Source organism: Nocardia sp. NPDC004860, assembly GCF_040609015.1.
Classification (GTDB): domain Bacteria; phylum Actinomycetota; class Actinomycetes; order Mycobacteriales; family Mycobacteriaceae; genus Nocardia.
The window spans coordinates 431780-458237 of record NZ_JBEXJI010000003.1 but is presented as its reverse complement, the minus strand read 5'-3'; the positions used below and the strand labels follow the sequence as shown (position 1 = coordinate 458237).

General features: G+C 68.1%; 22 protein-coding genes and 1 pseudogene. 5 read left to right on the top strand and 18 right to left on the bottom strand.

Annotated features, from left to right (window positions below; genetic code table 11):
* Nucleotides 1–18 precede the first annotated feature (18 nt).
* Entirely contained in the window at nucleotides 19–1179 is a 1161-nt protein-coding gene (locus tag ABZV44_RS09750) for a VWA domain-containing protein (protein ID WP_354833884.1), read from the top strand.
* 244 nt (nucleotides 1180–1423) lie between these two features.
* Here the strand turns inward: ABZV44_RS09750 and ABZV44_RS09745 are convergent, their stop codons facing one another.
* On the bottom strand, nucleotides 1424–2038 hold the full coding sequence (locus tag ABZV44_RS09745) for a hypothetical protein (RefSeq protein WP_354833882.1): 615 nt from the start codon (nucleotides 2036–2038) through the stop codon (nucleotides 1424–1426).
* Between the two features lie 357 nt (nucleotides 2039–2395).
* Here ABZV44_RS09745 and ABZV44_RS09740 point away from each other — a divergent pair, with 357 nt between their 5' ends.
* Nucleotides 2396–3106: an IclR family transcriptional regulator gene (locus tag ABZV44_RS09740; RefSeq protein WP_354833880.1), complete on the top strand. Its 711-nt coding sequence runs from the start codon at nucleotides 2396–2398 to the stop codon at nucleotides 3104–3106.
* 898 nt (nucleotides 3107–4004) lie between these two features.
* On the opposite strand, the gene ABZV44_RS09735 is transcribed toward ABZV44_RS09740, so the two are convergent.
* The 10 genes and pseudogenes from ABZV44_RS09735 to ABZV44_RS09690 all read right to left on the bottom strand — a co-directional run bounded on the left by ABZV44_RS09735 (nucleotide 4005) and on the right by ABZV44_RS09690 (nucleotide 12300).
* Nucleotides 4005–4274, bottom strand: a complete 270-nt coding sequence (locus tag ABZV44_RS09735; protein ID WP_354833878.1) for a hypothetical protein — start codon at nucleotides 4272–4274, stop codon at nucleotides 4005–4007.
* 162 nt (nucleotides 4275–4436) lie between these two features.
* Entirely contained in the window at nucleotides 4437–5177 is a 741-nt protein-coding gene (locus tag ABZV44_RS09730; RefSeq protein WP_354833876.1) for an SDR family oxidoreductase, read from the bottom strand.
* A gap of 54 nt (nucleotides 5178–5231) precedes the next feature.
* Nucleotides 5232–6413, bottom strand: a complete 1182-nt coding sequence (locus tag ABZV44_RS09725; protein ID WP_354833874.1) for a lipid-transfer protein — start codon at nucleotides 6411–6413, stop codon at nucleotides 5232–5234.
* Nucleotides 6410–7462 (bottom strand): acyl-CoA dehydrogenase family protein, encoded by a 1053-nt coding sequence (locus ABZV44_RS09720; RefSeq protein ID WP_354833872.1) that lies wholly within the window; start codon nucleotides 7460–7462, stop codon nucleotides 6410–6412. Before ABZV44_RS09720 ends, ABZV44_RS09725 begins: the two co-directional genes overlap by 4 nt.
* Nucleotides 7462–7872: pseudogene (locus ABZV44_RS09715) on the bottom strand (OB-fold domain-containing protein); the annotation flags it as partial. The gene ABZV44_RS09720 and the pseudogene ABZV44_RS09715, both read right to left, overlap by 1 nt.
* A 35-nt stretch (nucleotides 7873–7907) precedes the next feature.
* Nucleotides 7908–9068 carry an acyl-CoA dehydrogenase family protein gene (locus tag ABZV44_RS09710; RefSeq protein WP_354833870.1) on the bottom strand — a complete coding sequence of 387 codons (1161 nt, stop codon included), beginning with the start codon at nucleotides 9066–9068 and terminating at the stop codon, nucleotides 7908–7910.
* 207 nt (nucleotides 9069–9275) lie between these two features.
* Nucleotides 9276–10097 carry an SDR family oxidoreductase gene (locus tag ABZV44_RS09705; protein ID WP_354833868.1) on the bottom strand — a complete coding sequence of 274 codons (822 nt, stop codon included), beginning with the start codon at nucleotides 10095–10097 and terminating at the stop codon, nucleotides 9276–9278.
* A 120-nt stretch (nucleotides 10098–10217) separates the two neighbouring features.
* The gene (locus ABZV44_RS09700; protein WP_354833866.1) at nucleotides 10218–10694 is read right to left on the bottom strand and encodes a nuclear transport factor 2 family protein; all 477 of its coding nucleotides are present in this window, start codon (nucleotides 10692–10694) and stop codon (nucleotides 10218–10220) included.
* Nucleotides 10691–11572 carry an LLM class F420-dependent oxidoreductase gene (locus ABZV44_RS09695; RefSeq protein WP_354833864.1) on the bottom strand — a complete coding sequence of 294 codons (882 nt, stop codon included), beginning with the start codon at nucleotides 11570–11572 and terminating at the stop codon, nucleotides 10691–10693. The genes ABZV44_RS09700 and ABZV44_RS09695 overlap by 4 nt, the downstream gene beginning before the upstream one ends.
* A gap of 125 nt (nucleotides 11573–11697) precedes the next feature.
* A complete protein-coding gene (locus ABZV44_RS09690) occupies nucleotides 11698–12300 on the bottom strand; it encodes a TetR family transcriptional regulator (RefSeq protein WP_354833862.1) in 603 nt (200 codons plus the stop codon).
* Between the two features lie 367 nt (nucleotides 12301–12667).
* Here ABZV44_RS09690 and ABZV44_RS09685 point away from each other — a divergent pair, with 367 nt between their 5' ends.
* The 3 genes from ABZV44_RS09685 to ABZV44_RS09675 all read left to right on the top strand — a co-directional run bounded on the left by ABZV44_RS09685 (nucleotide 12668) and on the right by ABZV44_RS09675 (nucleotide 16304).
* The gene (locus tag ABZV44_RS09685) at nucleotides 12668–14125 is read left to right on the top strand and encodes a protein kinase (RefSeq protein ID WP_354833860.1); all 1458 of its coding nucleotides are present in this window, start codon (nucleotides 12668–12670) and stop codon (nucleotides 14123–14125) included.
* 172 nt (nucleotides 14126–14297) lie between these two features.
* On the top strand, nucleotides 14298–15263 hold the full coding sequence (locus ABZV44_RS09680; protein ID WP_354833858.1) for an EamA family transporter: 966 nt from the start codon (nucleotides 14298–14300) through the stop codon (nucleotides 15261–15263).
* A gap of 168 nt (nucleotides 15264–15431) precedes the next feature.
* Nucleotides 15432–16304 carry an NAD(P)H-binding protein gene (locus tag ABZV44_RS09675; protein ID WP_354833856.1) on the top strand — a complete coding sequence of 291 codons (873 nt, stop codon included), beginning with the start codon at nucleotides 15432–15434 and terminating at the stop codon, nucleotides 16302–16304.
* Between the two features lie 29 nt (nucleotides 16305–16333).
* Here ABZV44_RS09675 and ABZV44_RS09670 read toward each other — a convergent pair whose 3' ends face one another.
* The 7 genes from ABZV44_RS09670 to ABZV44_RS09640 form a co-directional block, all read right to left on the bottom strand.
* Nucleotides 16334–17230 carry a DNA repair exonuclease gene (locus ABZV44_RS09670; RefSeq protein WP_354833854.1) on the bottom strand — a complete coding sequence of 299 codons (897 nt, stop codon included), beginning with the start codon at nucleotides 17228–17230 and terminating at the stop codon, nucleotides 16334–16336.
* Complete coding sequence (locus tag ABZV44_RS09665) at nucleotides 17227–18942, bottom strand: ABC transporter permease subunit (RefSeq protein ID WP_354833852.1); 1716 nt, start codon at nucleotides 18940–18942, stop codon at nucleotides 17227–17229. The genes ABZV44_RS09670 and ABZV44_RS09665 overlap by 4 nt, the downstream gene beginning before the upstream one ends.
* Nucleotides 18939–19991 (bottom strand): extracellular solute-binding protein, encoded by a 1053-nt coding sequence (locus tag ABZV44_RS09660; protein WP_354833850.1) that lies wholly within the window; start codon nucleotides 19989–19991, stop codon nucleotides 18939–18941. The genes ABZV44_RS09665 and ABZV44_RS09660 overlap by 4 nt, the downstream gene beginning before the upstream one ends.
* A 40-nt stretch (nucleotides 19992–20031) precedes the next feature.
* The gene (locus ABZV44_RS09655) at nucleotides 20032–21042 is read right to left on the bottom strand and encodes an ABC transporter ATP-binding protein (protein ID WP_354833848.1); all 1011 of its coding nucleotides are present in this window, start codon (nucleotides 21040–21042) and stop codon (nucleotides 20032–20034) included.
* Nucleotides 21043–21200: 158 nt separating this feature from the next.
* Entirely contained in the window at nucleotides 21201–23729 is a 2529-nt protein-coding gene (locus ABZV44_RS09650; RefSeq protein WP_354833846.1) for an FtsX-like permease family protein, read from the bottom strand.
* Complete coding sequence (locus tag ABZV44_RS09645; RefSeq protein WP_354833844.1) at nucleotides 23729–24520, bottom strand: ABC transporter ATP-binding protein; 792 nt, start codon at nucleotides 24518–24520, stop codon at nucleotides 23729–23731. Before ABZV44_RS09645 ends, ABZV44_RS09650 begins: the two co-directional genes overlap by 1 nt.
* Before the next feature lie 100 nt (nucleotides 24521–24620).
* Nucleotides 24621–26342, bottom strand: coding sequence for a serine/threonine-protein kinase (locus tag ABZV44_RS09640; protein WP_354833842.1), 1722 nt, complete (start codon nucleotides 26340–26342; stop codon nucleotides 24621–24623).
* Nucleotides 26343–26458 lie beyond the last annotated feature (116 nt).

Below are 26458 nucleotides of genomic sequence, written 5' to 3'. Positions count from 1 at the left end.
ACTTTCGAGGGGATTGTCATGAACGAGATCGACGAGACACAGGGGCGGCGGTGGCGGCTGGTGCTCGGCAGCGCCGGTGAGGCCGGGCTCGGGGGCGGGCTGGGCAATGCCGACGATCAGGCGATGGATCGGGCACTGGGGGCGCTCTACGATTCCGGCGGGCAGGGCGGGAGCGGGCGGCGCTCGGGCGGGCTCGGGGGTTCCGCGCCGCAGGTGTCGCGGTGGCTCGGCGATATCCGCCGGTACTTCCCGTCGACGGTGGTGGATGTGATGCAGCGGGACGCGGTGGATCGGCTCGACCTCACCGAATTGCTGCTCGAGCCCGAGCTTTTGGAGGCGGTCGAGCCGGATGTGCATCTGGTGGGGACGCTGCTGAGCCTGAACCGGGTGATGCCGGAGACCACCAAGGCCACCGCCCGCACGGTGGTGGAGAAGGTGGTACGGGAGATCGAGCGGCGGATCGCGGCAGCGACCGTGGCCGCCGTGGGCGGGGCGCTGAACCGGGCGGCGCGGGTGTCGCGGCCGAAGCTGCGAGACATCGACTGGGACCGGACCATTCGCAAGAACCTGGCGAACTATCTGCCCGAGCATCGGACCGTGGTACCCGAGCGGCTGGTCGGGTACGGGCGCAAGGCGCAGGCGGTCAAACGGGATGTGGTGCTGGCCATCGATCAGTCGGGATCGATGGCGTCGAGCGTGGTGTACGCCTCGGTGTTCGGCGCGGTGCTGGCGTCCATGCGGTCGCTGCGCACCTCGCTGGTGGTCTTCGACACGGCCGTCGTGGATCTCACCGAGAAGCTGGCGGATCCGGTGGAGGTGCTGTTCGGCACGCAGCTGGGCGGCGGCACCGATATCAATCGCGCCATCGCCTACTCGCAGTCGCTCATCACCCGGCCGGCGGACACGCTGTTCGTGCTGATCTCCGACCTGTACGAGGGCGGCGTCCGCGCGGAGATGCTGCGGCGCATTCGCGCCATGAAGGAGGCCGGGGTGCAGGTGGTGGTGCTGCTGGCGCTCTCGGACGAGGGCGCGCCGGCCTACGACCGCGACAATGCGGCGGCGCTGACCGCGCTGGGTGTGCCCGCTTTCGCCTGCACTCCGGACCGCTTCCCCGACCTGCTCGCGGTGGCCCTCGATCGCGGTGACGTGCAGGCTTGGGCGCATCTCAACGCGGGCTGACGCCGAATTCGTGAATGAGGAAGCGACGCACGGACGGTGACCCTCGCCCCGGACCTGGCGAGCCTGCGCCCGGCCACCGCCACACGATGTGGTAGTGCATTTTCCGATGTGCCCGATACCGTTTGTCTCGACTTTCCGGTGGTCTACCAGAAAGTCGAGACAGGCCGTGCTGTGCCGTGGCGGCAGCGGCCCCTGAGCCGCAGCGCCGAGCCGGGCGGAAGAAGCTGATGCCCGCTGACGTCCGCTACTTACTGCTGCCTGAAGAGGAACCGCTGGGCAGCCGCGGGAATCGCAATGGGGAGTCGGGGATTCCGGCGCCGTCGGTGCCCGCGCCGTCCTTGGCGTAACTGCGCTGTCCCGGTGCGGCGGTCAGGGTATTGAGGTAATTCCATCCGCTGTACCCGCCTCCGACCAGTCCGGCCAGGATCGTGCCCGCGAGTCCACCAGCACCCGCGAATACCCCGATAATCGGCAATCCGGTCACCAGGCAGCCCACCGCAAGAACCGCGCACGTCGCCACCGCAAGTACCGCACCGACGATGGCTCCGGCGGCCGCGCCTGCGAGCGGCCCCAGCGCCAGCGCCATGCCGAACTGACCCAGACTGTCGTTGGCAGCGAGCTGATTCTCCAGCGGAGATGCGATCGGCTGCGCGCTCGCCAGATCAGGGGCGAGGTCCAGAGTTCGACCGCCCGCGGAGATGTTGTGCCGGATGTCGTATCGGATTCCGTTGAGGGCAAAGGCAAGTGGCACCTGGCCGACGACCTGCCCGGCATCGTCGGAAACGACGATGGATCCGCCATCGGCAGCCGACGTGAAGGTGCCTGCGTCGATCGTGGTGATGACCTGCTCGTCGGTCACCTCGATTCGCTACCCGACGACGGCTGGCTTCGCGCTGGGCACCTCGTTTCCGAGCGCTCGATAGGCAGGCGGCTCGATGCCCCGCAGTGGGTCGCCCGGCGCACAGATCTGGGCGGCGACCCTCGAACTGCTCGGCGTCGCGGCGCTTTCGATTTCAGGCATGCGGGAGAGGTACCCAGCCGACCACTCGGCAGAATGAATTTCAGTTTTTTCCTTCCTGTGAGGTCAGGGCGCTGCTAACGTGGACCCGTCACTAGAATTCATTTCAGTTCCGTTTCCGGAGGTCCCGTGACTGCCTCAGTCGTCGCAGCTTCACACCCCCAGAGTCCACAGCTCCCGCCCTCGATGATCGAGCGGATGAGCCTGATCCTCGACACGTTTCCCTACCGCACCAGCCGCCTGACACTCGACGATGTCGCCCGAGCTACCCGGCTGCCCCGCTCCACCGCCCACCGGATCATCGAACAGATGATCAGAGTCCGGTGGCTCGATCGCACCAGCTTGGGCTACAGCCTGGGACCGCGGGCGCTGCAGGTCGGCAGCAACGACGACGCCAACGCCCTCAGATCGGCAGCGGCACCGTTGCTGCACGCATTGATGCTGCGCACGGGTATGACAGTGCACCTGGCAACCCTCGACAAAGGGCAGGTGTGTTTCCTCGACAAGATGGGTGGCCACTTCGCCGCAAGCGTGCCGTCACGTGTCGGTGCATCAGCACCCGCGCACGCGACGGCGCTGGGGAAAGCAATGCTGGCTCGGCTCACACCCGAAGAGGTGGACCGACGCGTCGCCGGCGCGATGACCCGGTCGACTGCGACCACCATCACCGATATCAACCTGCTTCACAAGCAACTCGGCGCCATACGCGACCGAAACGGCATCGCGTTCGCCCGCGGAGAATGCTTCGATGACATCGCTTGCACCGCTGTCGCTATCCGCACCCCCCTCGACAGCACGATCGGTGCAATCTCGTTGACCGGTAAAAGCGACGCACAGCTGAAGCGAGTCGCGCCGCTGGTGCTCGACGCTGCCCGACAGGTGACCGCCGCGATTTTTCCCCAGCCTTGATTCGCCCACCTTCCGAACTGCAGGAGTAGTTCGAACTCGACACCACCGCCCGTTGCTGCGCCACGCGGGACTTCGAGCGTTTGGTGTGCCCCGGCAGTTGGGTCATCCGGTACCCGCCTGCGTGCCGGGCGGTCGAATCAACGACGTCTGCGCCACCGCCGAATACTGCGACGCAACCCGCTGCCGAGTCGAGTGCGTCGACGTCCCCTTCCAGCGCCAGGCGTGTTTCGCGCCTTTCGAGCTGACAGCCGCTCAGATCTTTCAGCGACCGATCATCGATTGGTTGCCGAGCTCGGTCGTGGCTTCTCGGTATCCGAACCGTCTCTGTCCCAACTCCGTCGCGGTCATCGCTCTCATCCTCAGCTATTGAGCACGGCCACCGAGCTGCCGGCTGACTCCCTCGACTACTTGATCATGCTCACTGTCCAGTTGCGCCGCGTCGAGAACCTCCCCATCGAGGCCTGGGCTATCTCCTGATAGTGGCTGCATTGGGCCGCGCACGCTGAATGCCGTGGCTGGCAGTGAGGAGAAGCCGGGTCTGCACGAGCTGCGTTACGCAGTATTGTAAATCCTTCCGCAGCAAGAGATTTCACTCTTCATGGATCCGGCTCGCAGTGCGCATCATGTCTGTTGCGGCCGAGGTAGCGGCGCGCGGAGATCTGAATGGAGAACTCGCGTGGTCGATGAAAATTGCGCTGGCTCGTCCCCAAAGCATCAAGGCCCTTGCTGGCGTTCCGGCTCCCGATGATGATGTCGGCCGCTCATCCCTGAGGCGCCGCCCGCGGGCGATGCGGAACCGGTGTCGCCGTTCCCGCTGCGCTCGACCCTGTGCAGGGGTCAGTCGAATGATGTCGGCCGGCGCTGTATCTCCGGTTGGCAGCAGGTGTTGGTGCCGGGGTCATCGGGTTTCGACTGGGACGATAGCGAGAGCGCCGAGGCCGGCGACCAATGCCACAACCGGGTACAGCGTGCCGTATCCGTGGGACGCTGTGACGATCGCCGCGGCCGCCATTGGCGCGAAGGTACTCGGCAGGGTGGATGCGATATTGATGATGCCGAGATCCTTTGCGGCACTGTCGGCGTCGGGGAGTACTCGGGTGACCAATGCTTGATCGACGGCGAGGAAGGTGCCGAATCCGATCGTCAGCACCACAGTGGATCCGATCAACCCGCCCACGGTCGGAGCCCATATCGGGGTCGGCGATCGGGCGCCCCGCAGCCGAGGGAACCTGGGACGGCGGAGGGCCGGCGTCGATCGAGGTGGCTGGGGCCATCGGGTGTCCTTGGGGCGCTTGGCAATAGCGGGTGCGAGGTCGAGGCGATGCGACCGCTACGCCATGAAGGCGGCGCCGCCGTCCACGCTGATGGTGGTTCCGGTGACGTAGCTCGCATCCGGTCCGGCCAGGTAGACCACGGCTCGCCCGATGTCGTTCTCGGCATGGCCGAGGCGAGGGATCGACAGGTTGGCGAGGATGTTGTCGAGCTGTCCCGGGTGCTTTTCGAATTCGACTGCAGCGGCGTCGGACAGGACGAACGGGCAGATGGCGTTCACGGTGATGCCGGATCGGCCCCACTCGCGCGCGGCGGCGCGAGTGATCCCCGCGATCGCGGATTTGGCCGCGATGTAGGTGACGAAGTTGGGAATCGCGGTCACTTCCGAGCCGGATCGGAGGTTGATGATTCTGCCTCCGTCGACAAGGTGCGGATAGCAGGCGCGCATGAAATACAGGGCGGCCATCGGGCCGGTACTCATCGCCAGTTCGATATCCCTGTCGCTGGTTTCGGTCAGCGGCAACAGTGCGGATGCCATGGCATTGTTGACGAGAATGTCGACGGTCCCGAACCTGGTTACAACCTCGTCGACGAACGCGTTGACCTGGGAACTGTCGCGGATGTCGCAGATCTTGGCGAGTGCGGTGTCGTCGCCGAGCTCGGCGACGAGATCGTCGGCCGGTTTGATATCGGGTATTGCCACCCGGGCTCCCGCATGTGCGAGGGCGAGGGCGATACCGCGACCCACTCCCCCGGCTGCACCGGTGACGATTGCGACTTTGTCTTTCAGTGTTTGCATACTTGTTTTCTCATTTCTCGATGACGCCGTGTATTTCCGGAGTTATGCGATGGGTCATGGGCAGATATTGCCGAGGACGAGACCGCTGGTCGGCACGCCCGTGCCCGCGGTGACCAGGACGTTGGCGAGGTCGGGCGGCTGGTTCACCGCCGTTCCCCGGACCAGGCGTACCGCCTCTGCGATGCCGTTCATTCCATGCAGATATGCCTCGCCCAGCTGGCCGCCGTGGGTGTTCAAAGGCTGTGGGCCGCCGGGGTCGAAGTGGCCGTCGAGGAGGAGATGGCGTGCTTCGCCGCGGGCGCAGAAGCCGAGTTCCTCGAGTTGCGGTAGCACCAGGGGAGTGAAGTGGTCGTAGAGAATGACCGCTCCCATGTCGCGCGGCCTGAGCCCGCTTTGTTTCCACAGCTGCCGCCCGACCACTCCCATCTCGGGAATGCCGGAGATCGAGGGCCGATAGTAGGAGGTCATCATGAGCTGGTCCTCGCCGGCACCTTGGGCTGCACCGAGCACGTAGGCCGGCGGATGCCGCAGGTCACGTGCTCGTTCTGCTGACACCACAACCACGGCCTGTGCGCCGTCGGTTTCCTGACAGCAGTCCAGCAAGTGCAGAGGTTCGGCGATCCACCGGGAGTTCTGGTGTTCCTCGAGCGTGATCGGGCGACCGTGAAACCATGCCTGTGGGTTCGTTGCCGCGTGTGCGCGATCGATGACCGCGACGCGACCGAAGTCCTCGCTCGTTGCGCCGTACTGGTGCATGTATCGGCGAACGAACATCGCCACCCACTGCGCTGGGGTGGACAGACCGTAGGGAGTCATCCACGAATAACTTGCGCGGTCGGCGCTGGTGTCCGTGGGTCTGTCGGCCTGACCCAGGCCGTAACGCTCGCCGGAGCGTTCGTTGAATGCACGCCAGCACACGACGACCTCCGCCAGCCCGGCGACGATCGCCGCGACCGCATGGGCGACGGTGCCGCAGGCCGCGCCACCGCCGTGCCCGACTCGGGAGAAGAACGACAGTTCGCCGATACCGACATTGCGTGCGACGTGATTCTCGGACGAGGATTCGGCGGTAAATGTCACCATGCCGTCGACATCGCCCGGGGTCAGTCCCGCGTCGGCGATGGCGGCCGTGACCGCCTCGCAGGCCAGCTGCAGCTCACTTCGCCCGGATGCCTTGGAGAATTCGGTGGCCCCGATGCCGGCGATCGCCGCCGCACCGGTGATGGATGGGCTCATCGTTCGTTCCCTGCGAGGAGTTCGCCGAGTTCCTGCAGAACGGCTTCGGGTCCGCCGAAGGTGGCGGCGAGTTGTTTGCCCCAGAGGAAGTGGCGATGGACGGGGTAATCGGTGTCGACTCCGATGCCGCCGTGGACATGCTGGACGCGGTGCACGACATCGAGTCCGGCCTGCCCGCACCACCATGCGGCGACCAATGCCGCTCTGTCCGCGTGGTTTTCGTCGGTATCACAGGTGAGGGCCTGCCACAGGGTCAGGCGCATGGCGTCGACGTCGGTCCAGCAGTCGGCCAGCTGGTGCTGGACGGATTGAAACGAGCCGATGGAGCGGCCGAACTGGCGGCGGTCGCGGACATAGTCGGCGGCCAGGCGCAGCGCCCCGTCGGCAACGCCCACCTGCAGTGCGGCCACCGCCAGCCGCGAACAGCGCACTACCTCGGTCAACGTCTGCCTACCACCCACCCGCAGAGCCGGTGTCGACTCGAGCACCAGATCCTGCGCGCGGTCGAGATCGGTCGTCGGCGCGGGTTCCCAGGCCAGATCGTGGTTCGTCACCAGATACAGGCCCGGCCCGTCATCGGCGGCGGCGGAGACGAGCACGAAATCAGCGCCCTCGGGTGTCGGGACCGCAGCCTTGACACCCGACAGTCGCCATGTGCCCGAGCCACTTCCGCACTCGGTGGGGGTGGCTCGGCACGTCGGTGCGGCCGCGGTGGCACTCCCGTATTCCTCGAGCGCCACCGTCAGTCGGACGGCGCCGCCGGCTACGCCGGTGAGCACGTCGCCGCAGGCGTGGCGGGCCAGCGCCGTGGCGGCGACGATGTGTGGCCAGACCGGGGCGGCCGAGACGGTCCGGCCCTGTTCTTCGAGCAGCACGCAGGCAGCGTCCATGCCGAGTCCCGCGCCGCCGTGCTCGTCGGGGAGGGCCAGCCCGAGCAGTCCGGTACGGCCGAGTTCGGTCCACAGGGTGTCGGAATCGCCGAGCGCCGAGAACAGGCGGGCGGCCAGCGCTTGGACCTCGAGCAGTTCATTGGTGAGTCGGAAGTCCATCAGCGTTCCTCGATAGTGGCCGGTGCGAAGACCGGCAGGCTCAGCTCGGAGTCGGCGTCGAACCAGCCGAGGATCAGTGGCATGCCGATTTCGAGGTCGGCGATGGCGACGTCGGTGAGATTGGTGATCAGCCGGGTTCCTTCTTCGAGCTCGACGAGCCCCACGATCAGCGGGTAGTCGAAGGCGGGGTGGCGGGGATGGTGGGCCACGACCCAGGAGTAGAGGGTGGCCCGACCGGTTGCCTGCACGGCGTCCCAGTCGAAGGACTGACACCGCGGGCATTGGGGACCGGGTGGGTGCCGAAGTGTTCGACACGTTGCACAGCGTTGCACCAGGAGCTGATGCCGGCGTGCGGCTTCGAACCAGAACCGGTTGTCGAGGTTGATCGCCGGCCGCGGGCGGAGCTCGCGGGTTTCTGCTCCGGTGCCGTCGGAGGATTCGTGGTTCATCGCGCACCTCGGGGCAGCCCCAGGGCGCTGGTGGCGACCATGTCGCGCAGTACATCGTTGACTCCGCCGCCGAAGGTGTTGACGATGCCCTGCCGGGACAGCTGCTCGACCTGTCCGTGCAACGCGGCCCGGGCCGCCTCGGGGCGGAGCCGTCCACCGGCGCCGAGCACGAAGCTCATCGACCGCTGCAGGTCGATATGGGTTTCGGTGCCGTAAACCTTTGCGGCGGCGGCCTTCTCGGGGCTCAGGGTTCCGTTACCGACCTCGGCTGCGAGCCGGTGGTTCATCAGCCGCATCGCTTCCAGCCGCGCGTGTGTGCGCGCGAATTCGCGCCGCACCCAGGGTTGTTCGGCGGCTCCGGTGTCCTGGGCCCAGGCGAGCGTCTCCTCCCACAGCTGGATCATCCGGCCGCCGAGGGCGGCCAGCGCCACCCGTTCGTGGTTGAGCTGGGTGGTGATCAGCCGCCAGCCGCCATTGACCTCACCGACGACGTCGGTCGCGGGGATACGGATGCCGGAGTAATAGGTGGCGGTCACGGTCATGCCGCCGACGGTGGAGATCGGGGTCCAGGAGTAGCCGGGGTCATCGCAGGGCACGATCAGGATCGAGATGCCCTGATGCTTGGGGGCCTCGGGGTCGGTGCGGCAGGCCAGCCACACGTAGTCGGCGGTGTTGCCGCCGGTGGTGAAGATCTTGGTTCCGTCGACGATGAACCCGTCACCGTCAGCGACAGCGCGAGTCCGCAGGGACGCGAGGTCTGTTCCCGCCTCGGGTTCGGTGTAGCCGATCGCGAACACGATCTCGCCGCTGAGCATGCCCGGAAGAAACCTGGCCTTTTGTTCCTCGGTGCCGTACTGCATGAGTGCCGGGCCGACGGTATTGATGGTGACCAGGGGGAACGGCACTCCCGCGCGCTGAATTTCGTCGTAGAAGATGAACTGCTCCTCGGCGGTCAACCCGCGGCCTCCGTACTCCGGCGGCCACCCGACGCCGAGCCATCCGCCCCGGCCGAGCATGCGGGTCACCTCGCGGAATCGCGGCCCGCCGGCGCCGGCCTCGGCCACCTCTCGACGTTGCGCCGGGGGCAGGAGTCGGGCGAAGTACTCGCGCAGCTCTCTGCGCAGGGCCCGTTGCTGGGTTGTCTCTCGCAGATCCATGGGTCGTCATTCTGCTGTCGAGGCGAGAACCTGCAACCGGCCCTTCTGCTCACCGGGACAAGGCATTTGGGGGCGGCATTTGCGCGAACAGAGCCGTCGATGGGCGGTCGTGGACCATCAGCGAATGCCAGACGGGGCGGCGTCGTCGATGGTCGATCGACGGCGCCACCCAAGGCGGTTTGTTGCGAGAATTTGTCGGCGGGGAACCTACCGTTGCGTGTACGTGGCCAGGGATCTGGCGACGCGGGGAGCGTTGATCAGAACTCCCAGGAGTGGGTCGGTTTCGGTATGCGGTGCCGAGGCCAGCCATGCGATCACTCGGCCCGACGCGTCCGGGGGTGCCCCGGTGAAGCCGCTGGCCTTGATGTCGGCGGTGCCTCCTCGGGCGGCGCCCGACTCGGTGATGACGAATCCCGGCTCGATATTGAATGCGCGGATCCCGTCACCGCGGTGTTCGGCATTGATGGCGCCGGCCAGGCGCCCGAAAGCTGCCTTCGCCGCCGAATAGCCCAGCCCCCAGCCTCCTTCGCCGGGCGGGGCCGGGGGATCGACGACGGCTGAGCCCGAACACAGGTTGACGATCGTGCCGCCGCCGGAATCGATCATCGCCGGCAGAAGTGCCTGGGTCAGGCGGATCTGCTCGATGAGATTGGCTTCCAGCGATTCTCGCAGGTCATCGAGATCCAATTCGAGGAACCGTGCGTGCGGCTTGTGCAGGATGGCGTTGTTGACCAACAGGTTCGGGGCTCCCCAGCGGTCAAGCAACTCCGCTGCTGCCGTGGTCACCGAGGCCGGATCTGCCAGGTCCATCCGCAGCGGTAACGCATGCGCTTCGAGTCTTTCGATCTCAGCGCGGGTCGTGGCCAGACTGCCCGGCACTCCGAAGCTGATTTCCCCTTCCCGCGTAGTGCGCGCCGGCACGGTCCCTTCGCCTTCCACCACGGTGCGCGCGGTGAATGCGACGTCGAATCCGGAGCCTGCCAGCACCAGCGCTGTGGCGCGGCCGATACCTCGGCTGGCGCCGGTCACGAGTGCTGTGGGACGAGACGAAGACATTGTGTGAAGCTCCTCGAGACAGATGGTCCCTGGGCGCGGTGGACGGGCCTGCGGACCGCGGAGATGAACAGGGAATCGGGGTGGAGACGACGTCTACCCTGTCGGGCCTGGTGCTCGCATCGCCGCCACCGGCCGGGACTCGATGAACGCCACATGCAGGCTGCGGCGTGCGAGCAACCAGCCCGTATGGGTGCTGCGGTAGTGGTCGCGGTAGATGATGTGCCAGACCAGGTCGGCGTCGCGGTCGTGGCGTCGGGTGAGGTGATGTGCGATGCACGTGACCCTCCCGGTGGCCGTTGCCGCGGTGGGCCCGGGATCGAAGACAGCGCCCACGATCGCGTGGAATGTCACCGGCACGGCGGCCACGGCGCCCAGTGCCGCGGTCACCGCATCGATCCCGGTGTGGGAGACGACCGGGTCGAGAGTGGCCGGCGGATTCGGCAGCTCCAGCACCCCGTCACCGGTGAAAAGTGCGGCGGCTCTGGGAAAATCGCGCTCGTCGACCGCTTCCGCGTAGCGGTGGACGAGGTCCTGTAGGGCGATTCGGTCGTGAATGGTCAGCCCGGTCATGACAGGCCCAGCCGTTGCGCGCAGGCCGACAGCTCGTCCATCGCCTGTTGCAGATCCGCTGTCGCGGTCGGGGCCAGCAAGAGCCGATCGGCGCCCTGTTCGGCCAGGCGGCCGGCGCGGTCGAGGTCGATACGGGAGACCAGGTGGCCCAGCGACAGCTCCAGCTCCGCAGGGTCGCGGCCTGCTCGGGTCGCTTCTTCGTGCATCAGCGCGACCAACGCGGCCAACTGGTCACCGGTGACTCCCAGTGGTTGCAGCCCGGCACCGTATCGTCCCGCGCGGCGCGCCGCGGCCTTGGTGTGGCCGCCTACGTGAATCGGCACACCGCCGGCCCGGACCGGCTTCGGGTAGCACATCGCTGATTGGAAGCTGAAGAACTCGCCCTTGTGGTCGACGCCGGTCTCGCCTGTATCGGCCCACAATGTGGCGAGCACTTCCAGTTGCTCGTCGGCCCTTCGCCCGCGGGCCTCGAAGGGGGCTCCGCATGCCTCGATCTCTTCCTTCATCCACCCCATACCGATGCCGACCCGCAGCCGCCCGTTCGACAACCGATCGAGGGTGGCCAGCCGCTTGGCCAGCACCACGGGATGGTGATTGGGCAGCACGAGTACGCCGGTCGCCAAGCCGAGCCGCGTGGTCTGGCCGGCCAGAAACGACAGAAGTTCGAGGGGATCGGGAATATCGCAGTCGTCGGGGAGCTCCATCTTTCCCGACGATGCATAGGGGTAGACGCTGGCGTAGCGGCTCATCACGACGGCGTGCTCGATGGCGACCAGAGATTCGAAGCCACACGCTTCCACATGCTTGGCGAAGCCGGATATCCAAGCCGGATCGGCGCTGGTGCCCGCGGCCACAGGGGCGATGATCGCGTATTTCATGGACGGCGATGCTACGGAGCTGCGCGGCACCGCAGCTGGGAGGTTTTCGGTGAGCGAGACATCGCCGCCAGGGCGACAGCCGGCACCGGGCCGCCCGTGGCGCGATCATTACGCCAGTTCGATCATCACGCCAGTTCCTCGATACCGCTGAGCAGCTTCCGGCACGCTACCCGGGTGTCCTCCTCGGCCTGCTCGGCGGTGATGTGGTGGTTGAGCGCCGCATTGAGCACCCCGTACCAGGCCGCCTCGGTGATGCGCACCAGGCGGACTTGGGCGTCGCTGGCGTTTTCGACCCCCAGCAGCTGGGTGATCAAGTCGCTGAAGCGGTTGGTCACCACACCGCCGGCCTGGGCGACGGCAGCGAGATTCGACTGCAGCATCGCATGCGCGAGCAACGGTCGCGACAGCAGCTCGCGGCCGCCCTCGACGAGCAGATCGCTGACCGCTTGCACCCGGTCGACGCCGGGGCGAGTCAGTGGGGTTGTCTCGGCGAGATGCTTCACGCGGTCGGACAACAGTGCGTTGAACAGGTGTGTCTTAGACGGGAAATAGCGGTACAGCGTGGCAATTGCCACCCCGGCATCCTTGGCGACATCGTGCATCTGAACCCGTTCCAAGCCCTTTTCGGCCCCGTGGTGCGCCGCGGCACGCAGGATCCGCTGACGACGCGACTCCTGTTCGGGTGAACTCGGCTGGGCCGGAAGCCGATCCTCCGCGATGCGTGGCACAGCGTCCCTCCGTGTGTGATGTCTGGCTGTCGTTGTCGTCTCCGCCAAAATTACCCGCCGCTGAACCCGACCGACTGTGCCATCGTGACTCCTACCTCTCACCTGCCCAGGTGGCGATTCCGGTCAGCGGAAGCGCAGAGAAAACCGCGGCGCCTTCCCCTTCGCAGGCCCCGCATCAGCGCCCGGGAAACCCGCCGAGTATTTCCTGCGGGCGCGTGTCGAACCGGAAGCCACACTGTGCCAAGGCAACCCGTTGCCGCTCTCCGCACCTGAGCGCTCGTCGTCCCCGGTCACGCTGTCTCGGGTGTTACGTCGGCGACAATGGGGCAGCATCGGACACTGATAGGCTGCCCTGCGGATTTGACTCGTGGAAACGGGGGCTGAATTGCGCTCTGGTGATGTGTTCGCCGGTTACGTCATCGAACGCGAGCTCGGTCGCGGCGGTATGGGCTCGGTGTATCTGGCCAAGCATCCGCGGCTGCCACGCATGACGGCGCTGAAGCTGCTGAATCAGGAAATGTTCGCCGACGACGAGATTCGCGCCCGCTTCATCCGCGAGGCGGATCTGGTCGCCCGGCTGGACCACCCGAATATCGTCACCGTGTACGACCGCGGTGACGAGGGCGAGCAGCTGTGGATCTCCATGCAGTACATCGACGGGATCAACGCCTCCTCGATCACCCCCGGCACGCTGCCGCCGCTGCGCGCGGCCCAGATCATCGGCGAGACCGCCAAGGCGCTCGACTACGCGCACGGCCTGGGTGTCCTGCACCGCGATGTGAAGCCGGCCAATATCCTGCTGGCCCGCTCGTCGTCCAAGACCGGCTCCGGCGAACGCGTCTACCTGACCGACTTCGGCATCGCCCGCCTGCGCGACGACACCGGCCACCTCACCCAGACCGGCACGGTCACCGCCACGCTCGCCTACGCCTCGCCCGAACAGTTGACCGGCGCGTCCCTCGACGGCCGCTCCGACCAGTACTCCCTGGCCTGCACGCTCTTCCAACTCCTCACCGGCACAGTCCCGTTCGAGGGCACCAGCCCCGCCGCGGTCATTCGCGGCCATCTCCAGCAGCCCCCGCCGCCGGCGAGCCCGCTCCGCCAGGCGCTGCCGCGCACCATCGACGCGGTCCTCACCAAGGCGCTCTCCAAGCGGCCGGCCGACCGATACCGCTCCTGCGTCGAATTCGCCGCCGCCGCCGAACGCGCCCTCCAGGCGCCCCGCACCGCCGCGCCCCCGCGCCCGCCGACCCCCGCGCGTCCGCAGCCCGTCGTCGCCCCGCGCCCGCCGACTCCTGTCCGGCCACAGCCGGTGATCCAGCAGCCGCCCAATCCGACACCGTCGACGCCGCGCCCGCTCGTGGGCCCGGGCCCGTCCTATCCGAACCAGGCCCCGTCCTACCCCAGCCCGGGCCCCGCGTACCCGGTCCCGCCCACGTCGAACCCGTCCTTCCCCAACCAGCCGATTCCGAATCAGCAGGTATCGACCCCGGCGTACCCGAATCAGCCCGCGCCGCAAACCTTTTCGAATCCGGCGGTGGCCCCGGCCTCGTCGTACAACCAACCGCAGGCCTACGCCCCGCGCACCAATCCACCCCCGACCTACGCTCCCCCGCAACGCAATTCGAACACGACGGCCTGGCTGATCGCCGCCATCGTGACGGTGCTGGTCATCGTCATCATCGTGATCGCGGTGATCATCAAGAGCAGTAAGTCCAAGGCCGACGCCCCGCAACACCCGGACACAGTCGTCACCCTCGCCTTCGCCGACGCCTTGACCCCCGACAACGTCCTGGGCGACAAGCCCTTCCACATCACCCTCTGAACCAGCCCTGGCGGTCAACCGGGTTCCACCACAGCCAGGCACCGCCCGCCCGACGGCGATGTGCCATCGGCCGAGCAACGACCACGCCGGTAGGCGTCGCAGCGGCCGGCTTCGATGACGCACGCCGGAAATTCTGTGGTCAGGTGGGCGATCACGCGGTCAGACTGCAGCGATGGCGACGACGGAAAGGGTTGGGCGGCCTCCGATCCGAGTCCAGGCGACCGGGTGGGCTCTGACCTCATGGGCACTGTTCGCGAGTTCCGGGCCGGTGGCCAAGGCGGTGATGGCGACGGGCTGGTCCCCGGCGGCGGTGACTTCGGTTCGGATCACGTTGGCCGCGATACTCCTCGTCCCGGTCGTTGCCGTATTGCGGCCGCGGGCGCTGCGGTTCCGCCGTGCCGACCTGTGGTTACTGCTCGGCTATGGGGCGATCGGCGTCGCCGGGGTGCAACTGTTGTTCTTCGTTGCGGTGGCCCGGATTCCAGTCGCAGTAGCGATGGTGCTGGTCAATCTCGCGCCCGTGCTGGTCGCGCTGTGGATGCAGACGGCACGGCACACTCGGCTGCCCGCGCCGGTTTGGCTGGGCGTCGGATTGGCGCTGACCGGCTTGGCCCTGGTCGCACAGCTCTGGCAGAGCGCCCACCTGACCATGCTCGGTATCGCCGCCGGTGTGGGCTCGGCGATCTGCTCGGCCGGATACTTCCTGCTCGGCGAGCACGGTGCCGGCAGGCACGACCCGGCCGGGCTGACTGCCCTCGGATTGACCATCGGCGCGGTAGTGGTGGCAATGTTCACTCCGCCGTGGACGCTACCCACCCACTTACTCACAGCCCCTGCTGTATTGGGCGGCCTGCAGGCTCCGGTGTGGCTGCTCGTGCTGACCCTGGCCGTCGCCGGCACCGTGCTGCCCTATCTGGCCGGACTCCGAGCCCTCCGCGACCTGCCCTCGGCTCCGGCCAGCGTGCTGGCCGTGGTGGAACCGCTGGTCGCCGCCGTCCTGGCCTGGCTGCTGCTCGGCCAATCGCTCGGACCGGCACAGATAGTCGGGGCGGTGATCATGCTGATCGGCGCCGTGCTCGCGCAGACGACCATGCCCGAAACCGCTCCCGCATTTCCTGATCGAATGCAGGACAATTGATCTCGCCGCCGCACCTGGCCACCGAGCACGAGCTCCACGCGTTCGCCACCCGCTGGATCTGCCCGATGATCCTGGCCTGACGCAACGGCAACCCACCGAGTGAATGCCGCGGTAAATAACGAATTCTCGTGATGTGGCGGGGTGGGCTTTATCGGAAATATTCATGTCATGAGCAGCACAGAGATTCGCAACTCCCGCCCGACCGTCCTCGTCACCGGAGCGACCGGCGCCGTCGGCCGCCACCTCGTGGCCACCCTCCTCGCTCGCGGCGTCGCGGTCCGCGCGCTGACCCGTAAGCCCGAGGACGCGAACCTGCCCGAGGGGGTCGAGGCCGTCGCCGGTGATCTGGCTGAGGCGTCGACCCTCGGCTCGCAGGTGTTCGAAGGTGTTGATCGCGCCTTCGTGTTCCCGGCGCGGGGTGTCGACGTTTTCATGGACGCGGCTGTCGCCGCCGGCGTGCAACGCTTCACGGTCCTGTCCTCGCTGGCCGCGGCGATGGAATTCCCCCGCGACCACGGCTCGGCGAGCCGGCTGCACCACAGTGCCGTGGAAGCCGCCGTCACCGAGCGCACCGACGGGTGGGCGATCCTGCGCCCCGGCACCTTTGCCAACAACCTGCTCGAATGGCGGTGGCAGATCAGCTCGGGTGCGCCGATCCGGGCACCGTACCTGGCGTCCGCTCAGGCCCCGATCCACGAATTCGACGTCGCCGAGGCCGCGGCCGAGACGCTGCTGTCCGACGAGCACATCGGCCGGATCATCCCGATCACCGGCCCGCAGGCGCTCACCCGCACCGAGCAGGTCGCCACGCTCAGCGCCGTACTCGGCCGGGAGATCCCGCTGATCGAGATCACCGCCGACGAATTCCGCTCCGAGACAGCGCAATTCATCCCCGAGCCGATCATGAAGATGCTGCTCGACTACTGGAGCGACACCCTCACCACCCCCGACCGGGTACGTCCCGCCACCGAGGTGACCGGCAAGCCCGGACGCACCCTCGCCGAGTGGGCCGAAGACCACCGCGCCGACTTCGGCGCCTGACAACTCCACCGACCGTGTAGCCCGGCTGATCATGGAAGTGCCACTGCGAAGTTGGGGTAGTTGCGGGCTGCGGCGCGGGCGGGGGCGAGGAGGTGCGCGGGGGCGTCCAGGGTCCAGATCACGAGACGGGCGGCCGTCGGATAGTTGTCGAACTGCTTCCAGATGTCGCCTTCTGTTGTGGCGGTGAGAGGTTCGCGGATGACCGGTGAGGTGTCGACGGGGTGGGTGGTGAGGGTGCCGGACAGGCGCAGTTCGAGGAAACCACGCGGGCCCGTCTCGGACTTGCGGGCGGGATGGGGGCTTCCCGCGTACGAGGCCGGGCCGAGATGGGTGCGCTGGTGGACGTGGCCCAGCGCCCAGTGGTCGTAGCCATGCGCGGCCAGGCTGGCGAGAGTGGTCGGGGCGCAGGCGCGGCGGCTGTGTCGACCGGTGAGGCTGGTATGGAGAAGGGCGATGTTGGTCGCGGCGGCGAGGGGCGTGGGGTAGCCGGCGGCGAGGTCGCGGAGGTCGTCGCGGGCGGCGATGGATTGGGCGTGCAGGGCGACGCCGAGGTCGGGCCAGTAGTGGGTGGCAGGGTAGTCGGCGGGGGCGAGCCAGGTCGTGGGTGGTAGCCGGAGCCGTTGCGGGAGCGGAGATTCGGCGTCGTGGTTGCCCCAGATGAGGGCCACGGGGATGCCCGCATCGTGCAGGTCGGCCAGCGCCTGTTCGGCGGTGGCGAGGGCGCGAGGGGTGGCCTCGTGCCGGTCGAAGAGGTCGCCGGCGAGGAGGACGCCGTCGTAGTGCTCGTCGCGAATCCGTTGCAGGAGAGCGTCGAACGCGGCGTAGGCGTCCTCGACCGGATCGATGGCGGGGCATCCGGGATAGTCCGGGACCGCCCGCAGGCGGGCGCCCAGGTGGACGTCGGAGACGTGTGCCAGCCGGATCATCGGGTGGACCGGTCGGTGAGGCGGCGCCGCCACCACTCCAGGACCACCAGGACAACGGTCGAGCTGAGCACGCCGATCACCGTCATGGCCATGGCCTCGGCACGGTGGCCCTGATCGAATTGGCCGAGAATCCACGGCGACAGCAGCGGCAGCGAGGACGGCCGCACCATCGAGGACGCGACAACCTCGCGCACACCGAGCAGGAACGCCAACAGCCAGCCCGCGACGATGCCGGGGACGAGCAGCGGAATCGTGATGCGGCGCAGGATCTGCCAGGTGTCCGCGCCCGCGGCGGCCGCGGCCTCCAGCAGGGTGTCGTCGATGGCGGCATAGGCGGTCTTCACCTGCTGCAACGCCATGGGCAGGGTGATGACCACATAGGCGAGCACCACCATCGCGCGCGTGTTGTACGGCGTGACCGGCAGCCAGGGTGCGTTCCAGAAGAAGATGAAGCCGATGACCAGCACGATGGTGGGCACGGTGTCGGGCGCGATACCGAGCAGGTCGACGCCCCGGCGGGCCGCGGATCGCGCCCGCGGCACGGCATCCCGGCCGCGCCGGACGATCACCAGGGCGCAGGCGACGGCCAGCACGGTCGTCACGGTGGCCGCGATGAAGGCCAGCACCACGCTGTTCTGCAGCGCCTCCAGCCCCCGGCCCGGACGCAGTACCCGCGCGAAGTAATCGAAGGTGAGATTGTCCGGCGTCGGCGGCTTGGACCGCAGAATGGTCATGGCGCCCAGCAGGATCGCGATATACGGCACCACCACCGACACCAGCAGCACCAGGCCCGGCCACAGCAGCGCGGCCGCGGTCCAGCGACCGGTCCCGACGGTGGCGCGGCGCGCGGCGCGGCCGCCGAACCCGATATCGCGGCGGCTCACCCACTGCTGCAACCCCCACACGGTCATGCCCATCGCCAGCAGCAGGCTCGACAATGCGGCGGCCCGTGGGAAATTCAGCGGGTCGATGGTGACGTTCCCGTAGATCTCCGACACCAGCACCGGGAAGCCGATCTGATTGCCGAGCGTGACCGGCGTGCCGAATTCGCCCGCGGCGCGGATGAACACGATCAGCGCGCCCAGCGCATAGGCGGGTGTCAGCAGCGGGGCCAGCACCAGCCGCAGCCGCTGTCCGGCGGATGCCCCTGCCACCGCGGCCATTTCATCCGCGCTGGCGGGGATGGTGTCGAGCCGGTTGCGCAGCAGCAGGTACAGGAAGGTGAAGATTTCGCACGCCATGATGGCCGCCATGCCGACCGGGGTTTCCACCACCGCGCGCAACCCCGCGCCGAACGGCCCGAACCACCGTTCGGCGAGACCGTTGACGCGGGCGAAGTCCAGCCACGCCATGGCCGCCACGTACGGCGGGGTGAGGAACGGGACCATGACGGCGATGTCGATCCACCGGTGCCGCCGCAGCGGCGTCCACGACATGAGGAAGGCGAGCGGCGCGGCCATCACGGTGGCGATGACCACGACCAGCACACCCAGCAGCACCGTATTGCCGACGATCCGCAGATTCGCCGATTCGGTGAGCTGCCCGAGCGCGGACGGCCGCCCGTCGTAGCCGGTCACCGCCTGGATGAGCACCGCCACCAGCGGCGCGGCCACACCGACCAGCAGCAGCGCCAGCAGGGCGTAGACCCCACCGCCGCTGCGCGGGCGGGTGGCCGCGCGACCGGGTGGGGCCTCGTCGAGGCGTGCGGTCACGCCGCGCCCAGATAGCGCTTGGTGAATTCGGCGAGTACGTCGCTGCCACTGCTCTTCACCTGGTCCCAGGTGAACGAAAGCTGCTTGACGTCCTCGTATTTGCGGGTGCCGTCGGCGACGGACACCTCGGGCCGCGCCGGAATCATCTTGTGCGCGGCCGAGATCTGCTGACCCTGCTGGGCGAACATGAAGTCCAGGAACGCCTTCGCCGCGGCCGGGTTCTTGGCGGTCTTCAGCACGAGCACCGGGCGCGGGGTGATGGTGGTGCCCGAGGAGGGCGAGATCACCTGCAGCGGTTCGCCCTTGGCGATGGCGTCGTAGGCGGAGTAGTCGACACCGCCCAGGATCACGGCGTGCGATCCGGCGGTGACATCGTCGAGGGCCGGGCCGTTCGCCCCGTACACCACCATGCCGTTGGCGAAGAGCTTGTCGAACAGCTCCCAGGTCTTGTCCTTGCCCCAGGCCGCGACCATGGCGGCGATCAGGTCACGGGCGGTGCCGGATTCGCGTGGGTCGGGCATGATCACCTTGCCCTTGTAGTCCGGCCCGGCCAGATCGGCCCAGTCCTGCGGGCGGGCGGTGGTGGCCTTGGTATTGACCACCAGCGTCAGCGCCGAACCGTCGCGGCCGACGAAGGCGTCGTCCTTGCCGGCCCAGCCGGCGCGGATCTGGTCGGATCCGGCCGGACGGTAGGGCAGGGTGCGGCCGTCGGCGGCGTACTTCGCGGCCGGGGTCCAGGAGGCCAGGTAGGCGATATCGGCCTGCGGATTCGCCCATTCGGCATCGAGTTTCGCGGTGATCTTGCCGGTCTCACCGGCGAAGACGTTCACCTTCACGCCGGACGCCTTGGTGAACGCTGCGACCAGGTCGTCGGTGAGTTCCTGCGGGTTGGCCGAGTACAGGGTGAGTTCGCCCGACAGGCCCGCCGGGGCGGTCCAGGTGCTGGTGACCGCGGTCTTCGCGGTGTCGTCGGCGGCCGAACCGCAACCGGCGAGCACGAGCGCCGACGCGAGCGTGGCCGCGGCGAAAGCGCGACGGGACATCGACATTTCGAGGATTCCTTTCGAAAAAGCCTGGTGGAGAACGGTTTCAGGCGGCGGGGGTGACGACGTCGTCCGCCCGCACCGCCAGCCGCAGTTCGGTCCCGGCCGCGTGCGCGCGCCGGTCCGGAACCGTCCAGAGCCGATCGACGCCGTCGACCGCGCAGCGCAACTGGTATGCGCCACCGGTGAAGACGGACGACCGGACCGTCCCCGACACGGTCACTTCGTCGGGCGCGGCGAGCATGTCGCCGAGGACCCGCACGGCCTCGGCACGCACACCGCCACCGGACGGCAGCGGATTGAAGGTGCCGACGAACTCGGCCACGAACAGATCGGCGGGCCGGTGATACAGCTCCTCCGGACTACCGTGCTGCAGCACGCGCCCGGCCCGCATCACCACGATGCGGTCGGACATGCTCAACGCCTCCGCCTGATCGTGGGTGACGAATACCGTGGTGAGACCCAATTCCGTGGTCAGCGAGCGAATCTCGGTGCGCAGCTGCTCCCGCAGCGCCGCGTCCAGCGCCGACAGCGGCTCGTCCATCAGCAGCAGGCTCGGCCGCGCCACCAGCGCCCGGGCGATGGCGACCCGCTGCTGCTGCCCGCCGGACAACTGATGCGGCATCTTCTCCGCCGCCGCGGCCAGCTCGACCCGCGCCAGCGCCTCGGCCACCCGCTGCCCCGCCTCGGCGCGCGCGACGCCGGTAACCCGCAGCGGGAACGCGACATTCGCCGCGACAGTCAGATGCGGCCACAGCGCCAGATCCTGGAACACCATCCCCAGACGCCTGCGCCGCGGCGGCACGAAATCCCCCCGCCCGACGTCGCAGACCACCTCGTCGCCGAGCCGAATCCGCCCCTGCTGCGGCCGATCCAACCCCGCCAGCAGCCGCAACAGCGTGGACTTCCCACACCCGGACGGCCCCAGCACCGACACGAACTCCCCGGGTTCGATCACCAGATCGGTGGGCAGCAAACCGGTCCCGTCCGAATAGGTACGGCTCAGTTCCTCCAGGACGACCCGCGTCCCGAGTCCCTCCCCGGCCACAGCAAACATGGCGGCTGACAGTAGGCAGCAAATCTGACTTCTGCGGGCGCGCGGGGTGAACGCCCGATGACAACTCGTCTCAGCCCCGGCTGCGAGGCCGCGGCGGCGGAGACGAAATGGGCCCCTCGGGATCGAAATCCCGAGGGGCCCAGATCGGTCCGGAGTGCTTACAGGTCGGCGATGGCGGCCAGTGGGGGTGTGCGGGCGGCTCGCACGGCGGGCCAGAGGGCGGCGAGGACGCCGACCACGCCGGAGGCGAGGAGCATGAACACGATTTGGGCCCAGGGCACGGCGATGGTGGCAATGCCCAGGTCGGCAAGGGTTTTGAGGAAGCCTACCCCGAGCGCGAGGCCGAGGAAGACGCCTACCACCGCGCCGAAGATGGCGATGAGCATGGATTCGAGGTAGATGCTGCGGCGGACCTGGGCCCGCTGCATGCCCACCGCGCGGAGCATGCCGATTTCGCGGCGGCGCTCCACCACCGACAGGGCCAGCGTGTTGACGATGCCGAGGATGGCGATGACCACCGCCAGCGCCAGCAGGCCGTAGAGGATGGCCAGCAGGGTGTCGATCTGTTTGCCCTGGGCGCCCTTGAAGTCGTTGCGGTCCAGGACCTGGACGATGACGTACTGCTCGGTGGCCTTCTCCAGGTTCTTGCGCATGGCGGGGAGGTCGGCGCCGGGCTGGGCGGCGACCAGGACCAGGAAGCTGGACTGGTAGCTGACCGGGACCGTCTTCTGGTACAGGGCCATGGGGGTGACCATGTTCTGCAGCAGCTGGGTGTCCTTGTAGATGCCCGCGACGGTGACCTTGAACTTCTTGTAGTCCATGCTGGAGATCTCGACGCTCTCGCCGAGCTTCCAATCATGGTCGGAGGCATAGGTTTCCGACACCATGATGTCGTCGTCGCCGAGCTGGTCGGTGCCCTGCTCCACGGTGTAGTTGAGCACCTTGGCCATCGGCCCCTCGGGCGCGGTGCCGATCACCTGCTTGCCGTCGACCCGCAGGGCGACACCGTGGAAGGCCACCACGTCCTTGACCTGCGGCAGCTGCGCGACGGTGGCGGTGGCGGCCAGCGGGACGCCGATGATGCCGCCGGGCGGCCCGGCCAGGATGTAGTCGGCCTTCACGCCCTTGTCGACCAGGTCGCTCACGCTGGCCTTGGCCGAGGAGCCGAGCATGCCGATGGCGGACACCAGCATCAGGCCCAGGGTCAGCGCGAAAGCCGTCGCGGCGGTCCGGCGCGGATTGCGAATCGCGTTGTTGCGCGCCATCCTTCCGACCGGACCGAACGGCCGCACCAGCACACCCAACCCGGTCACCACCGGTCGAGACAACGCGGGGGAGGCGAACAGCACCGCGAAAATCAGTGCGGCAGCGCCGATTCCGACCACCGTCGCCGCGCTGCCGCCGGTGCCGCGCGCACCCAGCACCACCAGCACCGCGCCGGCCACCGCCAGCACCGCGCCGATAATGGTGCGCAGCCGCAACGACTCTCCGGCCGAGTTGGACTCCGAGCGCATCGCCTCCACCGGCGGCACCTTGGCCGCCCGCCGCGCCGGCGCGTACGCACTGAGCACCGTGACCACGGTGCCGACGCCGAGGGCAACGAACACGGTGCGCGACTCCAGCGACATGGTGCCGGTGGGCAGCCCCAGTTTGAAGGCATTCAGCAGCCCGGACAGGCCGAACGCCAGGCCGACGCCCGCCGCCAGACCCAGTGTGCTGCCGATCAATCCGACGATCAGCGACTCCCCCACCACCGACCGCGAGATCTGCCCGCGGCTCGCGCCGACGGCGCGCAGCAGCGCCAGCTCGCGCAGCCGCTGCGCCACCAGCATGGAGAAGGTGTTGTAGATGATGAACGTGCCCACCAGCAATGCGATGGACCCGAACGCCAGCAGGAAGTAGTTGATGAACTTCAGCGCATTGCCGAGCTGCGCCTTGAAGTCGTCACGCACCTGCTGGGCGTCCTGCACCTTGTAGTCGGGCAGCGCCGCCTTGATCCGATCGCGCAGATCATCGGCCTTCAACCCGGGCTGGGCCGCGATGTCCACGTACGCCACGTGCAGGCCGTCGGTGAACAGCTGGCGAGCCTGCGCGTCCTCGAACTGCAGCGCGACGAACCCGCCGGTATTGGAGGCGTCGATGTCGTAGATGCCGGAGATGGTGACGTCGATATTGCCCTTGGACGGCACCAGCACCGTGGTGTGGTCGCCGACCTTCAGCCCGGCCCGCTCCGCACCGCCCCTGTTGATGGCGACCTGACCCGGCTGGGCGGGCGGCACGCCGTCGATGAACTTGTCCGGCTCGGCCACCGACCGGCCCGGCGGCAGATACGACTGCCCGAAACTCGGTGCGCCACCGGTCTGTACGGCGTGCCCGTCCTTCAGCAGCACCACCGGGCCGTTGACGCTGGGCGCGACGGTCTTGACGCCGTCCAGGTGGGAGAGCTTGTCCACCACGTCGTTCGGCACACCGAGCGACTGCTGCTCCTTGGGCTGCACCCGCACGTCCACGCCCTTGGCCTGGGCGGCGAAGATGCTGTCGAAGGTGCTCGACAGCGTGTCGGTGAAGATGAAAGACCCTGAGATGAAGGCGGTTCCGAGCACCACCGACAGCACGGTCAGCACCAGGCGCACCTTGTGCGCGGCGAGATTGCGCAAGGCGACCTTGCGCATCGGGGAGGCAGCCATCAGCGCTCCGCCTCCTCGCGCTTCGTGTCCAGCGACTTCATCTTGTCGAGCACGGAATCGGCGGTGGGCTCCCGCAATTCGTCCACGATCTGGCCGTCGGCGAGGAAGACGACCCGGTCGGCGTACGAGGCCGCGTGTGGTTCGTGGGTCACGATCACCACCGTCTGCCCGAACTCGTTGACCGCCGCCCGCAGGATGTTGAGCACCTCCCCGGAGGAGTGCGAGTCCAGATTGCCGGTCGGCTCGTCACCGAAGATGATGTCCGGCTTGCCCGCCAGCGCGCGAGCACAGGCCACGCGCTGCTGCTGACCGCCCGACAGCTCGGCGGGCCGGTGGGTGAGCCGATCGCCCAGGCCCAGCCGCTTGATCACCGTCGCCAGCCACTCCTCGTCGGTCTTGCGGTTCGCGATGTCCAGCGGCAGCGTGATGTTCTCCAGCGCGGTCAGCGTGGGGACCAGGTTGAACGCCTGGAAGACGAAGCCGATGCGGTCGCGGCGCAGCGTGGTCATCTGCTTGTCCGAGAGCTTGGTCAGATCGGTGTCACCGATGTGGACCGTGCCGGCGGTGGCGGCGTCGAGACCGGCCAGGCAGTGCATGAGGGTCGACTTGCCCGAGCCCGAGGGCCCCATGATGGCGGTGAACTCGCCCTTCGCGAACTCGGCCGTCACCCCGTCCAGTGCACGTACCTGTGTGTCGCCCGATCCGTAGATCTTCACAAGATCGGTCGCTCGGGCGGCGACCGCGGCCGTGCTCTGCGCGAGCGTGGCGGATTCCGAGACGTTCGAAGTCATGCTGTCCAGTGTGTCTAGGTTGTGGGATGGACGCCATCCGGGATGTCCCCGATGCCGATGTCCTCACAGACTCCACACGAACACCCGCGTCGAACAGCCCTCAATTGATGGGGGCGGACCGCCACCAATCCAGCAGCTGGTCGTCGGTGGCGAGGAAACCGGTGCTGTACATCAGGAAAGCGTGCTTGCCGTCCTGGGAGTGGAACTCCGTCACCAGGCGCGGACGCAGCAGGGCGCTGTCGCTGAGCTGGTAGTTCGTGTACAGGTTGCCGCGCACCTTGACGTCGGACCGGGAGAACCCGGACAGCGTGTTCAGGGCGTCCTCGGCGTCGGCGGCCGACCGGTACATGACGAAGCGGTAGCTCGGGTGGCCGACGCCGCCCGCACAGTTCCAGGCCACCGCCCAGCTGCCCAGGTCGGGATCGCCGGATCCGGTGTCGGGCGGGGGCGCGGAATGCTGGTAGGTCGCGCAGGCCGCGCCCTGGTAGCCGGTGCCGGAGTTCGAGTCGGCGTTCGGGTCGGACTGCGGCAGCATCTGCGGGAAGCGCTGGCTGAGCACCTGCGCGTCGGTGCCGGAATGCTCCGGGATACCGGCGGCGGGATCGGTGGTCTCGGTCGGGGCCGGCTCGTCGTCGGTGGTCGGCGTGGGCGCCGCGGAAGTGGTCGCCGGGGTGTGCGAGGTCCCACTCCGATCCAGCGCGGCCAGACACCCGCCGACCGCCACCAGCGGCAGCACCACGACGGCCGCCGCACCCAGCAGGCAGCCCCGCAGTTTCGACCGCTTCTTCCGCGGCGGCGCCGGACGCGGCGCGGGCGGTGCGGGCGCCGGCGCCTGGGCGGTGTAGCGCATGGTCGCGGGCGGCTGCTGTCCGGGAACGGGATTCGGATCGACACCGTACGGGGTCGTCGGCGCGGGACCGAATTGCCCTGGCGCCGCCGGTGATCCGCCGGACTGCGCAGCGAACGGCGAGTGCGCCACCACGGTGGCCCCGGCCGGATTCTCCAGCGCCTGCTGGGCCGCCGCGGCGAACTCGCCGCACGAATCGAACCGTCCCTCAGGGTGTTTGGCGAGCGCGCGGGCCAGCACGGCGTCGAGCGCCTGCGGCAGTCCGGCCCGCAGCGCGCTGACCGGCGGCGGCGCCTGATTGAGGTGACCGTGGATGATGCCCACCGGATGCTCGGCGGCGAACGGCACATCCCCGGTCAGCAACCGGAACAGCGTGCAGGCCAGCGAATACTGATCCGAGCGCGGATCCAGCGGCTGACCCGAGAGCTGCTCCGGGGAGGCATAGGTCAGCGTCGCGGTGAACGAGCCGGTCTGGGTCAGCTTGGTGGCGTCATCGCGCAGGCGGGCAATGCCGAAGTCCGCCAGGAACACTCGCTCCTCGCCGTCCAGCCGTTCGAGCAGGATGTTGGCGGGCTTCACATCCCGGTGCAGCACGCCGCGGCGATGCGCGAAATCCAGGGCACGCGCGGTCTCGGCGATGATCCGGATCGCCTGGCGCGGTGGCAGATTCGCGGCCTCCAGCTGGGACGCGTCGGGACCGTCGATGTAGCGCATGGCGATCCACGGCTGCGCGTCGTCGATGCCGCGGTCGTAGACCGGCACGATATTGGGGTGATCCAGCCGCGCGACGAGATCACCCTCCCGCTCGAACCGCCGCCGGATCTCGATATCGCCGAACACGTCCCGGCTCAGCAGCTTCAACGCGATCAGCCGAGGAAGACGGGGGTGCCGGGCCAGATACACCGACCCCATGCCGCCACGGCCGAGTTCGCGTTCGATCTCGTAACCCGCGAACACTTCCCCAGCGCGCAGCACAAACTTCCCTTTCTGTATCTATTTGCCTCCGCTTCGCTCCGGCGGGTTCGCGGCCCTGGGGGTCTCGTTCGTCCCTCCTCCGCTCCTCCGCTTCGCTCCCCGTCTCGCTCCAAGGC

Coding starts and splice junctions, on each gene's coding strand:
- ABZV44_RS09750 (WP_354833884.1), top strand. CDS start 19: ATGAACGAGATCGACGAGACACAGGGGCGGCGGTGGCGGCTGGTGCTC.
- ABZV44_RS09740 (WP_354833880.1), top strand. CDS start 2,396: ATGAGCCTGATCCTCGACACGTTTCCCTACCGCACCAGCCGCCTGACA.
- ABZV44_RS09730 (WP_354833876.1), bottom strand. CDS start 5,177: ATGCAAACACTGAAAGACAAAGTCGCAATCGTCACCGGTGCAGCCGGG.
- ABZV44_RS09725 (WP_354833874.1), bottom strand. CDS start 6,413: ATGAGCCCATCCATCACCGGTGCGGCGGCGATCGCCGGCATCGGGGCC.
- ABZV44_RS09720 (WP_354833872.1), bottom strand. CDS start 7,462: ATGGACTTCCGACTCACCAATGAACTGCTCGAGGTCCAAGCGCTGGCC.
- ABZV44_RS09710 (WP_354833870.1), bottom strand. CDS start 9,068: ATGGATCTGCGAGAGACAACCCAGCAACGGGCCCTGCGCAGAGAGCTG.
- ABZV44_RS09700 (WP_354833866.1), bottom strand. CDS start 10,694: ATGACCGGGCTGACCATTCACGACCGAATCGCCCTACAGGACCTCGTC.
- ABZV44_RS09695 (WP_354833864.1), bottom strand. CDS start 11,572: ATGAAATACGCGATCATCGCCCCTGTGGCCGCGGGCACCAGCGCCGAT.
- ABZV44_RS09680 (WP_354833858.1), top strand. CDS start 14,298: ATGGCGACGACGGAAAGGGTTGGGCGGCCTCCGATCCGAGTCCAGGCG.
- ABZV44_RS09675 (WP_354833856.1), top strand. CDS start 15,432: ATGAGCAGCACAGAGATTCGCAACTCCCGCCCGACCGTCCTCGTCACC.
- ABZV44_RS09670 (WP_354833854.1), bottom strand. CDS start 17,230: ATGATCCGGCTGGCACACGTCTCCGACGTCCACCTGGGCGCCCGCCTG.
- ABZV44_RS09660 (WP_354833850.1), bottom strand. CDS start 19,991: ATGTCGATGTCCCGTCGCGCTTTCGCCGCGGCCACGCTCGCGTCGGCG.
- ABZV44_RS09655 (WP_354833848.1), bottom strand. CDS start 21,042: ATGTTTGCTGTGGCCGGGGAGGGACTCGGGACGCGGGTCGTCCTGGAG.
- ABZV44_RS09650 (WP_354833846.1), bottom strand. CDS start 23,729: ATGGCTGCCTCCCCGATGCGCAAGGTCGCCTTGCGCAATCTCGCCGCG.
- ABZV44_RS09645 (WP_354833844.1), bottom strand. CDS start 24,520: ATGACTTCGAACGTCTCGGAATCCGCCACGCTCGCGCAGAGCACGGCC.